Consider the following 13,645-nt stretch of genomic DNA (forward strand, 5'->3'; position numbering starts at 1 on the left):
TGATAACTTCATACTACCAAGCATCCAAAAAGCTGTAAGCATTCATGTCAGGTTATTTACCAATAAATCTGTATTCTAAATACAGGTTATAAAGTTCCTTACTCGACCACACTCATATCAAATCCCCGATCCGTTACATATCCCTCAATGGAATGCACGTTCAACCCTTCTGCTAGCGCCTCTGCTTCCGCTTTAAAATAATCATCGACATACTTGTAATCATCATACAAATAAGCGACTCGCGCTAAGCCCTCTCGTAAAAGCACTTCCTGCACATTCACACCATCTACAGTGAAGATATGACCAAGCAACCTATCATACCGGTCAAAATCAGCATTTTCATCGATCTCAATAACGACATACCCACTTCCCAATAATTCCTGAACACGCTCAGTGCTTTCTCTGCCATACAGCTGCTTCACATTCGTATCCTCTGGAGTATCTACTGCTAAAAATCTCACTCGTACAGAAGGACCAACCTCAGATAGCTCTTCAACTAAGTTGAGATCACTAACATAATCCACATTTACATCTTTAATACGAATGGTATCCCCATCTACTACTCTCTCAACGCTTGCCAAAATCCAATCACTCTCAAAAAATGCAGCATCATCGGCCACAATTTCTACTGGTAATTCACTTTCCACCGGTGCACAAGCACTAAGTAATAAAGCGAACGCCAAGAACAAGATCTTCCTTTTTAACATTTTCCTATCCCCTTTTAAATGAATGCCTGCTTTATTATATCAAACAAAAAAGGAGCTCTACACTAGTACTTAATTTTAAGTACTCATCAGAGCTCTCATCTTAGTATTTCTACATCACCGGTGAGCTTTTTCTATTGCTTGAGATAAAACTGCAACTTCCTCGACCTTCAATTTCCGTTTCAGCTTCTCTTCAAAATAAACCTTCATATTCTCCAAAATCGTCTTGTTAGTCATTTTCCTCACCTCACTGTCATCATAACAGCACCTTGTCTCGCAATCATCATGTATGGCATATAATTTACCTAATTTACAAAATCTACATACATCCTATCAAAAATCGACAAAACTCGGGTGATGTCAGGCACTCTCTAGGCAACAGCTACAAAAAATTGTAAAATAAAGTAGACTTATCATATCGACTCACATGGGGGATTTATATAATGAGGTACCATTTAGAATTAGTAAGGAGTTTAGTAGAACCAGATACAAAGGTTGACCAGTTATCGATTGCAGAAGAGATCCCTCTTAACCTAGGGAAAGTAGCATTCATCCTCTTCCTAGGGTTATCCGTCTCGATCGTACAAGCCTACTACGGCTTACATACGTCAGGCATTTCTCACGTCATTACTAATTATACCGCGAGCCAATTTGAGTTAGCCAAACTGATGATTGGACTAGGCGGAGTGATAGATGCTCTCGTATCACCCCTCGCCTACTTGATGTTTACAAGTGTATGGTTTTGGGTGTTCTTAGATGAAACACATTATCGACAAGCCTTTGTCGTATCAACTATTAGCATCTTCATTCTTACTATCGGAAACATAGCACTGCTGCCTTTTGAAGTTTGGCTCGGAGTTCAATCAGCTACGTCTCCCTTTGCTTTAGGTGTTCTTGCTCATTTGTGGACAACAAATGAATACTATATTCACTTTTTTGGGCAAATATCATTATTTTTCATAGCGGCAATGTTTTACCAAATCTATGCTTTTTCAAAAATTGCTTACACGAGGAAATGGTTCTTAATTGTTATAACCGTGTTAGTTCATCTCATCATGATTGTCACATCGGTATTTTTATTATTTCTTTCAAACTTTTTTAGCGTTGATTTGATGTAAAAGGGTGGTACAACTAGTGAAAAAATGGAAAGTGAATGTAATCGTTTTGGCTTGTGTCTTATTGATTTCAGTTAATGTCTATCTCATCGTCGGGAATGAAAATAAAATTCCACGCTTACAAATTGTTGATCAAATTCTATCACCAACTGAACGCGATCTCGTTGAATCGATAGAGAAACCAGGTATTATTTTATCTACAAATGAAGAGCATATTTATTTTAATGAAAATATCGGTTCGATGGGCGACCTTTATGTAGCAGAGGGACAAGAAGTTCATGTTGGAGATATTCTATTTACTTATGAAAACATTAAAATCGAATCTACCGAGCAAGAATTGCAGTCAAAAATTGATCAGATTGACTTGAAAACATCTCAGCTATCGGAAGAAATTTGGACCATTACATCCATCAAAAACAGGCTCGAACAACAAAATTATCAATTCGGTGATGAAGCAGAAGAAGAACTCACAGCATTTCAAAATCAACAAATAGACCAGTATGAAGTACAAATTTTGCAAAAGCAACACCAAATTGAAGCGCTCGAATTTGAAAGGGACATCCATCAACAATACCTCCTCGCGCTAAATAGCTTACAATATGAATTAGAGGTCACCAGTCCAGTAACGGGAATCATCAAAGAAGTGAACACCCAGCAAAACGCACCGCTACTGACCATTGTCTCTAGCACATTACTAGCCCAAGGCGAGCTAACACAGGCAGAGTCTCAAGAGATTCATGAAGGGTTGAGAGTTGAAATCACAGGACATAATCAAGAACCAATTAACGGGATCCTCTCGCGGATTTCCAACCTACCTAAAGAAGAACCATCACTTGATAAAGAAACTACCTACCCTTTTTACGTAGACTGGGATATGGAAGAGCCAGATGACGGAATAAAGGTTGGCTACCATGTGTACCTCAATATTATTCAAAATGAAATTCATAGCGCGATCACAATACCTGAGTCTAGCATTTTAGTAGAGAATGATGAATATTCGATTTTCGTTATAGAAGACGGCCTTCTCGAACAACGCCATATTGAACTAGGGATGTCGAAAAATAACCATCAACAAGTAACGAGAGGGGTTGTGTTACGAGACCGGCTTGTAGCAAATTCTACTGGCATGTTGGATAACAACCCATTTGTTACGAAATTAAAGGTACAAGAAATTGATGAAACGGCACAGTTAGCTTTTAGGAAGAAAACACTGTTAACTTTGATGTTACAGGGGTTTGTTCAATAGTGGTTTCCTACAAGTTGGAATCATAATAAAGTTTGCAATAGCTAAAAACCGCATGGGATGAAAGTCCCGTGCGGTTTTCCTATTCCTACTGATACTCCGTAATCCCATACCTCTTCCCATCTCCAACATTCCCGTTCACGTAAAAATCTAGGTCATGCATAATTTTATGAGCTAGTCGTACCCCTTCTACATCACTTCCATCTAATGCTTTCTGAATGGCTTGGATCGTTCTTTGTGCATCTTTACGTCGAGCATCGTTCGTTTCTATCTCTAACATCGTTTCAAGATCTTCAACAATTCCTTCAAGCCGAGGTTCATTACGCCCCCAAGAAAACCCACGGTATCGATTCCACCCTACTAAACTGTTTAACTCAGCATGTACATCTGCAATGATCTCTCCTGAAGCGACCTCAGATTGCTCAGCTTCACTAGACAGATCTGTCTCCTCGACCTCTTCTTCATGACTAACTGTAATCACCTCTACAACTTCTTCCTCTTCAAGATATTCCTCAATAGTCTCCTCACCTTGAATAACTGAATACCAATTTACTGCAATAACAACACCGAACAGTGCAATTAAGGAATAAACTAAAATAAACGCAACCTTTTTACTTTTCATCATTATCTCCTTCCGTTCTCTCAACTAACTTACTTTTTCTCTCTAGCTATCTCTTCGACAACCTCTTGATTAGAAAGGGGTTGGCTAAAGTCAATAAATTCTACTGGCAATGGTTCATTTAATACTTCGTTGAGAATAAATAGTTCACGCGCAGCCTGGTAATAGTAAGAATACTCATATTGGGAAATTACTTGATCTTGTTCAGCAAGGATTTCTAAATCATTACGAATTCTGCTTAAAAATTGATGAAGGGAACTAACATCCTCATCCAACGCTAGTCTCAACGTATCATAAATTATATAATTTTTTTCTCTTGAATCTCTTGATAATTGATAACTTATTTGTCGATAGTCTTTGATTGAGCCTGCCTCAGCCAATGCTTCCGCCTCATCAATCTCCTCAATCTGCGTAGGTTTTGATGAAAACCCATCTTGTTGTAAATAAAAAGACGATGCAAGCACATACAAATCATCTAAAATAAGTTGCTTTTTTTGCGTTATTTTTGTCTCATAGAATTGATCATAAATCCTTCTATACACTGAACCATACTCTACAAAAATCGTCTCCTCACCTCTTTTGTATAAGCCAGAACGTCCTATATTCTCATCATACTTTAAAAGAGTGTAAACATCCTCCTTTTGGAACTCATCCATTTTCTCACTCGCTAAACTTAATCTCTCTCTAAAGTCTTCATTTTCATTAAATTGAGCCAGCAAAACAAACGGGTCATCATGAATAACCTCCTGAATGTGTTCGGGCAAAACCAAAAACTCATTCTCATACGAAGCATCTAATGTTGGCGCCTCTTCTAAAAATCTAATTTCACCCTCACTCCAGTACCATGTTTTTCCTGAGAGTGCATTTGTACGAAACTCTAAGTCTTGCATAAACCGTTGTTGCAACAATTCGTTCTCTTCTATTTCATTTTGTAAGTAAGGATCGGGGATGGCTGAAAGCTCTGTGATCAAACCATCTTCAATCGCCAAGCGCTCAAACTCATCTCCCTTTAAGAAAAACAAAGCTCCCGCTGTTACCATCACGAAACAGAATAAAGTCATAGATAATACCGGTTTTACATCCCAAAAGACAAAGGGCCTTCTACTTTTTTTCCTCTTTAGCTTAATCTCCGCTATCATTTTTTCTTGATCGAGCGAATGCTGATTGAACACATGCTTCTCTAACCCTTTCTTAACATGCTTGAATTGGTCAGCCAAGCCAATCGCCTCCCTTCAATCGCCGTTTTAACCGCTCTCTTCCTCTTTGTAACCTCGTCTTCACTGTACTTACACTTATTTGTAAAAACGTGCCTATCTCCTCTGTTGACAGCTCTTCATAATAATATAAAATCATGATTTCTCGATACTTTACTGGCAGATGGAGTACTTGCTTTGCCATTTCTTTTTCCTGATTTACTTGTAAAAAAGTATGTTCAGAGGACTCGATTACTGCTTTTCCGTTGATGATTTGGCCAACCAAATCTGTAAGAAACGTTGATTGAAAGTACTTTTTCCGAAGTAAATCTTTACAATGATTAGCTGTAATTTGATAAATCCATGTTTTCAAGCTAGAATCTTTGCGAAATTGGTGCAAATGTTGAAACACTTTAATAAACACATCTTGCGCAACATCTTCAGCAATGCCCCAATCCTTCACATATGTATAAGCAAAATTTGTAACTTGTTTCCCGTATGTATGAATGATCACTTCCAACAGATCTTCTTTTTCTTTCTCTGTCATTCGGGACAAATCTCCTATTGGTGCTAACAAGTCACTCAACTAACCACCCCCTCTAGAGACCAGACCACTTCCTTTGACGTATATTGTAAGAGTTTGGATTCACTTTTCTTGAAATTTCTTCAAAAAATAAAAGCCTTTTGACAAGGCTTTTGAAATTCGTATATTTATTTAAGTTTATACTTTTCCTTCAATGAATCTGGAGCCATTTTCACCATGCGTTCAAAGATAAATGTCGCAATAACAATGTCATCTAGAATCCCAAAAAACAGGATAAAGTCCGGAATGAGGTCAATTGGAAAAAGAGCATATCCGATGATCAACAGCACTCCAATCCACTTTTTACTAACAGAAACCTCTTTCGATAAAAAATAATCTTTCAGAAAAGGAGCAAACCTCCACACTTTAAAAATAAATGTTAATCTTTTTAGCACTTTTCGCAACTATCTCACCCACTTTCTATCTCTATAACTAGGTTATCATAAAACCTACCTTCTTTTAATAAGGCTGTTTTCGTAAAGATTGTTGCTGTGAAGAAATGTGTTTTCTCGTAGTGAAATGGAGCGGAAGTCACTCGACTCCTGCGGGATGCAGAGGTAGGGGCGAGACCCCACAGGCGTAGCCGAGGAGGCTCGGCACCTCCCCGCGGAAAGCGAGTGGCTGGAGCGCAATGGAACGAACATGTGAAGGACACGTAACCCATAAAAACAACAAAGTATGTGAAAACAGCATTTTAAAAAAAGCAAGAGCATGATTCATCAGCTCTTGCTAAAAAGGCTTCTTACCGTACCGACTTCGCCCCTAAATAACGTGGTTTCCAATACGAATTATTCATATCTGCTATCGTAACACCCGTACTTGATCCGGCGTGAATAAATTGATTGTTGCCAATGTAAATACCAGCATGAGAAGCTCCTGGACTGATTGTTTCAAAGAATACTAGATCGCCTTTTTGAGGAGCTGAAACCGGCTTTGTCGCACTCCAAATCATTGCAACCGTTCTAGGCAATGTAATCCCTTGACTATTATAGACATAATTCAAGAAGCCAGAGCAGTCAAACCCTGAAGGAGTACTCCCACCCCATACATAAGGAACTCCTATATATTTTCTAGCTTCAGCAATTAAGGAATCGGCATTAAATGTTTTAGCAGGAGCTGCTTCCTGACCATTAGCTGATAATCGTAACACTTGTCCTACATGAATCGTATCTGATGTTAGGTTGTTAAACGATCTAAGCTGCTGAACAGTTAAACCGTTAGCTGTTGCAATTTTCCATAGTGTATCACCTGATTGTACTGTATAGGTAGTTGATGAAGCAGGTGCAGGTGCAGGTGTAGATGGAATCGGCGTTACTGTTGTACCAGATACCTTCAAAACTTGTCCAACTCTAATTAAATCGGTTGTTAAATTATTCAAAGACTTCAGTTCATGTACTGTTGTATTATGAGCTCTAGCGATGACAGAAAGACTGTCACCTGATTTCACTGTATAAGTGGTCGTTTGAGGAGTAGTTGTTCGCTGATCCGTTAAAAATAACTGCTGCCCGACATGAATCGTTGATGATGATAAGTTGTTGTATTGCATTAACTGATCAACAGTGAGGTTATTAGTCGTTGCTATTCTCCAAAGCGAATCACCAGATTGGACATTATATGTTAATCCACTAGCTGATGCGTGATCAGATAAACCGAAAGTAAAAAACCCAAACATAGCAGCAGTGATAACGTATTTTTTCAATGAACAACACACTCCTAAAGGTAGATTTGTCTGCTTTCTTTCAACGAGACTCATCATAACGCGATTAGAGAGGGAGAGGTACCCCTATTTATTTGGGTTCTATCCATAATTTTACCAAGTAAATGATTGTCAACCTCCATAATTTATTATTTTCCAATTAATTTACATATTCGGCATTTGATAAGAGATACTTATAAACACACTAACGTTTAGGAGGACAAAATGAGACAAAGGCATAAACAGATTGCATTAATCCTAATTATTTTATTACTTAATCTTTACCTCCGAACATGGAAGGATCTCTCGAAATACTACAAAAGCATGCTGTACACAAGCTTTATTAATGCTCTTTATTATTATATTTTTAAAAGAAATCTTCTTTGGGAATTCACACCTGGAGATATGAACTGGAGGTTTTTAAGAAAAATACATACGTTTTTTCTCTCTCCTGTTTTAGTGCTCCTATTCTTATCACGATTTCCCAGATCGTTTATAAATCAGGTCATCTATACGGTGAAGTGGGTATTAGCATCTAGTTTCGCTGAGTATATTTTAGCGGAGAAAAAAATGATTCGATTTAAATACGGTTGGAATATCATTTGGTCAGGGCTGATCTATTTACAGATGTATTTATTTAGTTATTTCTTTCTAAAAAAACCTGTAATTATCTGGGTGCTATCACTCTTTTCTGTACTGTTTTATATGACAACATTTAAGGTTCCCGTAACTGAGCGGTTATTGAGAGGTCCTTATTTTTTATTTATCAGGAAGAAAAAGTACCCCCTCATGGATAATTTCAAAACATGTATTTATCCATACTATTCTTATCTATTACAGGAATTAAAACGAAAGCCTTGTTAACCCTTTTGAAATACGGGATATCATCTTTATACAAGTTTCAACATATAACGACGAAAGTAGAATAATCCATACTAAATTGTTATGTAAGGGGGAGGTGTATGAATCACTATATTAATGTTGGCACAAACATAGAAACCTTTATCCTATTGGGGATCATTATCATTGGAGTCATTGGATTAATTCTATTTTTTATATTAGATTGGAAACGGTACGGGTTGTTGTTTTTACTAAGTGCCAGTGTGGGAAATATTTTATGCTTATTATTTGTGAAACTGGGATTTTACTCATATCCTTACCGTCTATTTCCGAAACTTGCAACCATGCCTATAACCGCTATAACAGCTAGTTTTCCGTTACTTGTGTTGATTTGTGTTAGGTACAGTCCAAAACTTTGGATGTGGAAAATCCCCTTTTATTGGACCGTTATTCATATAGGAGTTTTTTTTGAAGCCCTCCTTTTAACAAACACCCGTATTATTGAATTCAATTTTAAATGGAATCTTTGGGACTCTTATACATGGTGGTGGATTTATTTCTTACTTTTTGAATGGATTGGTGGAAAAATTATACCCGAACATTTACGAAAACCAATAAGCATTCAAAATTTACAGTACGGTAAAATAGGATGGTTTCTTATCCATTTCATACTGATTATTACTATTTTTCTTGCTGGTTACTACTTGGGTACTTTAAAGTAAAGACGAAATATAAAAGCGCAAATGGGCTCATTTGACTCCATTGCGCTTTCTAAGGTTTTTATACTTCAAATTTATAACCGACGCCCCAAACCGTACGGAGCACATCACAACCTGTTGTTTTGAATTTATTTCTAATCTTCTTTACATGAGCATCAACAATTCGAATATCACCTAAAAAGTCGTATCCCCAAACATGTTCAAGTAATGTCTCACGTGTGTATACATTCCCGGGGGTCTTTGCTAATTGTACTAGTAAATCAAATTCCTTTGGCCGTAAAGTCACTTTCTCACCTTTATAGATCACTTCTCTTCGATCCACATCAATCTTAAACTCACCATAATCATATGTGTAGCTTTGTTCTTTGACATTTTCGTTGCTTGAAGGTTCCACTCTTCTTAAAATCGCCTTAATCCTAGCAACCAATTCTCTTGGACTAAATGGCTTGATTATGTAATCATCAGCTCCTAGCTCCAAACCAAGAACTCGATCCAATTCATCCCCGCTTGCGGTTAACATAATAATCGGGACATTAGAAACTTTTCTAATTTCACGACAAACATCATACCCATCCATTTCAGGCATCAAAATATCGAGTATGACCATGTCGAATTGTTTTTCTAAAGCTAAATCCAGTGCATCTCTGCCATTCTCAGCCTCAACTACGTTATATTTTTGCTTTTTTAAATAATGATCAATAATTCCTCTAATATTATCATCATCATCCGCTACCAAAACATTTAGCAAATAAAACCTCTCCTTTAATTCCTCTTATTCTATTGGAATCTTGCTAAGAAGCTTTTACACATATACAAGGTAGCATTAACAATTAACACGTTTCAAGGGACATAAGTTTGAAACTCAGTCCTATCTTCTTTCCAATTTAAGAAAGGGGATGCCTCAAAAGGTCTATGTTTGTAGGCCACTGAAAAAGGTCAAAACCGTACCTTTTTCAGTGGCCTCCTATGTTTGACCTTTTGAGACACCCCCGAAGCAATGGGCGGAGTCGCTACATCTTTTAAAAGCCTTGAGAGGAGTGGGTTTCTCCTCACAAGGCACGTAACGAACGGAGCCATTGCCGTCTCTGTTCCAGACTTTTAGGACAGTCCCTCTTTTAGTCTCGCCTATTTTAAGAAAGAAAGGAAGTTTGTATAAGCCGTTTTCAGTCTCTCATAATAGCCAAACAACTTATCAAATGTACCTTCATATTGCACGTTAGCATTTGCTTCTGCCTCCGAGCCAAGCTCGACTCCGGCATTAGCATCCGTTGGTTCTTCATCTTCTGTTGTACCTTCATCAATTACTGAATCAATCTCTTCTGTTCCTTCTTCTACTTCTGTTGCCTCTTCCTCGATTACTGGCTCTACCTCTTCGATTCCTTCCTCGACTTCTAGTGCCTCTTCATCAATTACTGGTGTTACCTCTTCGATTCCTTCTTCTACTTCTAGTGCCTCTTCATCGATTACTGGCTCTACCTCTTCGATTCCTTCCTCGACTTCAAGTGCCTCTTCATCGATTACTGGTGTTACCTCTTCGATTCCTTCTTCTACTTCTAGTGCCTCTTCATCGATTACTGGTGTTACTTCTTCGACTCCTTCCTCGACTTCTAGTGCCTCTTCATCAATTACTGGTGTTACCTCTTCGATTCCTTCTTCTACTTCTAGTGCCTCTTCATCGATTACTGTTGTTACTTCTTCTACTTCTTCAATCACTGGTTCTAGCTCTATGTTTTGAAGGTGGTTCTTGATGTATTGACCTTTATATTGAATTAACTGATCGTAATGATTGAAAATAGTTTGATAGTTTTCGTAGATAGCATTTTCAACATCATGTTTTATTAGGCCCTCATCAATGTTTTCAATAACCTCTTCCTCTACTACCTCAACATCCGATTCTTCTTCAATAACATCTTCATCAACAGACTTATCCTCTTCTACAACATCTGCTTCTTCAATTGTTTCCTCTTCTGTTCCTTCTTCTTCCACAACGTCTGCTTCTTCAGTTGCTTCCTCTTCGCTTCCGTCTTCCTCTACGACATCTGTCTCTTCACTTGCTTCCTCTTCGCTTCCGTCCTCTTTTACAACATCTGCTTCTTCAATTTCATCATCTTCTGTTCCTTCTTCCACAACATCTACTTCTTCTGTTGCTTCCTCTTCTGTTCCTTCTTCTTCCACAACGTCTGCTTCTTCACTTGCTTCCTCTTCGCTTCCGTCTTCTTCTACAACATCTGCTTCTTCAACTTCGTCTTCCTCATCAGACGATTCATCTATGCTGTCATCTTCATTATTTTCATCTTCTGTGTCATTATCATTATCTAAGCCATCTTCCGAATGCTCGTTAAGCAAATCCTCTAATACTTCATAATTACCTTTTGCAACCTCTCGCATGATCTTTCCTTTTTCAGGCGATCCTGAAATGCTTTTGGCTACTTCTGAAACGATTTCACCATGGTTTTTTTCGTTATTTCCTAATTCCGATGCGGAAACAGGTGCACCCGCAGCAGCAAATGCACTTGCCACCATCGCTGTAGATAACACAAAAGGTACTACTTTTTTAGATTTTTTTCTCCTTTTCAATTGCATATCTTTCTTTTTCACCATGTTTCTTCCTCCCTTAATGCGTAAGATTGTTTTTTAGGTGGGCTAGCTATTACGTTCCAGACGTTCATACTGTATTGTCGAAACGAATAAGTCGCTCCCTCCTTTTGTCATTTTTTGCAGTATCTTTAACTGCTTGTCCTACACTTTACAGAAGAAATATAACTAATCTATGAACTTTATTAGATAGAATTTAGACCTTTTTATGAACTCTCGACACATTTTTTAAGAATACATATTTAAAAATAGGGGAAACTTCCTATATTCAATTTCAACAAGGAGGCGATCTATATGAAAACATGGGCCGTGCAACTGGGCGAAGAGATTATAAAAGAATATAACATCCCTTTTAAAGGAATTATTGTTGAGTCTGAAGAAAAGCCTAGCGGCAGTCAGATTAACCAGTATTTAAAAGAGCAACATTTCCCTGAAAAAGAGGATGTATTCTACGATTTGATCACAGACATTACGGAGATCAATTTATAACTAAGGTGCCTCCCATTGATTCCATCCAATTTACACAGTTATCTGTTCAAACTGTCCCATCACCTAAAAAAAAAGGTGTTTCAAAAGGTCAAAAAAAGACCTTTGAGACACCACCTCTCTTCTATCATCTCTGCTTCCTAATCTGCCCAATCCCAAGCTCCGCAGCTTCTTTATACAAAGCTTTCAAAAAGCTAATGACCATTAATGCCATAATAACGGAAAATGGCAGTGCTGCTGCAATCATCGTATTCTGCAACGCTTGAAGTCCGCCTGTATATAATAGGACAAGAGCTGTAGCAGAAAGCATCGCTCCCCAAATCAACTTGATCCGAGTACCTGGGGTATGAGAGCCGTTTGTTGTCATCATCCCTAACACATATGTTCCTGAATCGGCTGAGGTAATAAAAAATGTACTGATCAGTATCATCGCTAAAATTGATGCCAAAAATCCTAATGGAAAATAGGAGAACACTGCGAACAAGGACTCTTCTACCGCTAGTTCTGAAATAGCTGCGATTCCGTCATGCTCGAGCATAATTGCTGTACCGCCAAATGTTGAAAACCATAAAAATCCAACAAGTGACGGAACGAACAAAACCCCAAAGACAAACTCTCGAATCGAGCGCCCTTTTGAAACACGCGCAATAAAAATTCCAACAAAAGGCGACCAAGCAATCCACCAAGCCCAAAAGAAAACCGTCCAACCATCAATCCATGCACGCAAATCCGGATCTGAGGGGGAAATTCGAAAACTCATCGCCGGCAAATTTTGAAGATAAGTTCCAATAGAATGGGTGAATAACTCTAATATAAATAAAGTAGGTCCAACAATAAACATCATTAAAAATATGAGTACCGCAAGCCCCATGTTCACATTACTTAAAATCTTGATCCCCTTTTTTAAGCCAGTCCATGCTGAAATCATAAATAAGACCGTCACAACTAAGATGATGATAAATTGAACAAGAATATTAACCGGAATGTTAAATAGAAATGACAATCCACCATTAATCTGTACTGCACCAAATCCCAGTGTCGTTGCTACACCGCTAACCGTAGCAAGCACGGCAATCACATCAATCACTTTTCCTGTAATGCCATTCACATTGTCACCAAAAATCGGCTTTAACGTGGCACTAATTAACCCACGCTCTCCGTGCCTGAAATTAAAATAAGCTAAAACTAATGCAACGATCCCGTAAATTGCCCACGCATGCAATCCCCAATGAAAATAAGTAAACCGCATCGCATCTCGTATTGCCACCTCTGTTCCAACTTGTCCTGTTGGAGAATCTACAGCATAATGACTTATCGGTTCTGCCGCACCCCAGAACACAAGCCCAATCCCCATCCCAGCACTAAACAGCATCGCAAACCAAGTAGGTCTTGAAAATTCCGGCTTACTGTCCTGTTTCCCCAATTTAATTCTCCCCACTGGGCTTATTAAAAAGAACAAACAGACAATCGTGAACAACGTTACGACAATGAGATAATACCACCCAAACGCTTCGGTTATAAAAACTTGAACATTAGCTGTAACTTGTTCTAAAGCATCAGGAACCAGTACCCCAATAAGAACAAGGACTAAAAGTATGGAAACTGAAACATAAAAAACACCCATCTCTTTTTTCACCTTACGTTCTCCCTTCTAAAAAACGACTTAATGACTGCGTAAGATACTGAAGGTAGTTTTCTCCATACCTTATAACATCATTCATTCAATTAATCCAAAATATAGAAAAGAAGCGGGGATTCCGCTTCTCTTCCTTAGAAATTATCTACTTTCATGTGTTGGAATTTTGATTTACTGTCCAATTATTGATTTATACTGTCCAAACGTACGACTTTT

General features: G+C 38.1%; 13 protein-coding genes. 4 read left to right on the forward strand and 9 right to left on the reverse strand.

The features are described from left to right. Positions 1–98: 98 nt before the first annotated feature. Positions 99–707, reverse strand: coding sequence for a thermonuclease family protein (locus MF646_RS06620; protein ID WP_250095706.1), 609 nt, complete (start codon positions 705–707; stop codon positions 99–101). A gap of 440 nt (positions 708–1,147) precedes the next feature. Here MF646_RS06620 and MF646_RS06625 point away from each other — a divergent pair, with 440 nt between their 5' ends. Next, a complete protein-coding gene (locus tag MF646_RS06625; RefSeq protein ID WP_250095707.1) occupies positions 1,148–1,822 on the forward strand; it encodes a hypothetical protein in 675 nt (224 codons plus the stop codon). A 16-nt stretch (positions 1,823–1,838) separates the two neighbouring features. Then, the gene (locus MF646_RS06630) at positions 1,839–3,065 is read left to right on the forward strand and encodes an efflux RND transporter periplasmic adaptor subunit (RefSeq protein ID WP_250095708.1); all 1,227 of its coding nucleotides are present in this window, start codon (positions 1,839–1,841) and stop codon (positions 3,063–3,065) included. 85 nt (positions 3,066–3,150) lie between these two features. Here MF646_RS06630 and MF646_RS06635 read toward each other — a convergent pair whose 3' ends face one another. The 5 genes from MF646_RS06635 to MF646_RS06655 all read right to left on the reverse strand — a co-directional run bounded on the left by MF646_RS06635 (position 3,151) and on the right by MF646_RS06655 (position 7,156). Next, positions 3,151–3,684: a hypothetical protein gene (locus MF646_RS06635; RefSeq protein WP_250095709.1), complete on the reverse strand. Its 534-nt coding sequence runs from the start codon at positions 3,682–3,684 to the stop codon at positions 3,151–3,153. A gap of 29 nt (positions 3,685–3,713) precedes the next feature. Beyond that, a complete protein-coding gene (locus MF646_RS06640; RefSeq protein WP_250095710.1) occupies positions 3,714–4,898 on the reverse strand; it encodes a hypothetical protein in 1,185 nt (394 codons plus the stop codon). Then, on the reverse strand, positions 4,891–5,460 hold the full coding sequence (locus MF646_RS06645) for a sigma-70 family RNA polymerase sigma factor (RefSeq protein ID WP_250095711.1): 570 nt from the start codon (positions 5,458–5,460) through the stop codon (positions 4,891–4,893). Before MF646_RS06645 ends, MF646_RS06640 begins: the two co-directional genes overlap by 8 nt. 125 nt (positions 5,461–5,585) lie before the next feature. Then, on the reverse strand, positions 5,586–5,852 hold the full coding sequence (locus MF646_RS06650) for a YkvA family protein (protein WP_338035478.1): 267 nt from the start codon (positions 5,850–5,852) through the stop codon (positions 5,586–5,588). Positions 5,853–6,199: 347 nt separating this feature from the next. Continuing rightward, entirely contained in the window at positions 6,200–7,156 is a 957-nt protein-coding gene (locus MF646_RS06655) for a C40 family peptidase (protein ID WP_250095713.1), read from the reverse strand. A gap of 959 nt (positions 7,157–8,115) precedes the next feature. On the opposite strand from MF646_RS06655, the gene MF646_RS06660 reads away from it, so the two are divergent. Then, positions 8,116–8,715: a CBO0543 family protein gene (locus tag MF646_RS06660; RefSeq protein ID WP_250095714.1), complete on the forward strand. Its 600-nt coding sequence runs from the start codon at positions 8,116–8,118 to the stop codon at positions 8,713–8,715. A gap of 58 nt (positions 8,716–8,773) precedes the next feature. Here the strand turns inward: MF646_RS06660 and MF646_RS06665 are convergent, their stop codons facing one another. Further along, positions 8,774–9,460, reverse strand: coding sequence for a response regulator transcription factor (locus MF646_RS06665; protein WP_250095715.1), 687 nt, complete (start codon positions 9,458–9,460; stop codon positions 8,774–8,776). A 377-nt stretch (positions 9,461–9,837) separates the two neighbouring features. Further along, positions 9,838–11,313, reverse strand: coding sequence for a DNA polymerase V family protein (locus MF646_RS06670; RefSeq protein WP_250095716.1), 1,476 nt, complete (start codon positions 11,311–11,313; stop codon positions 9,838–9,840). A gap of 288 nt (positions 11,314–11,601) precedes the next feature. Between MF646_RS06670 and MF646_RS06675 the strand changes: the two genes are divergently transcribed. Then, a complete protein-coding gene (locus tag MF646_RS06675) occupies positions 11,602–11,796 on the forward strand; it encodes a hypothetical protein (protein WP_250095717.1) in 195 nt (64 codons plus the stop codon). A 124-nt stretch (positions 11,797–11,920) separates the two neighbouring features. Here the strand turns inward: MF646_RS06675 and MF646_RS06680 are convergent, their stop codons facing one another. Further along, entirely contained in the window at positions 11,921–13,429 is a 1,509-nt protein-coding gene (locus tag MF646_RS06680; RefSeq protein WP_338035473.1) for a glycine betaine uptake BCCT transporter, read from the reverse strand. Positions 13,430–13,645 lie beyond the last annotated feature (216 nt).

The organism is Halalkalibacter alkaliphilus (assembly GCF_023555415.1).
Classification (GTDB): Bacteria; Bacillota; Bacilli; order Bacillales; family Bacillaceae_D; genus Halalkalibacter; species Halalkalibacter alkaliphilus.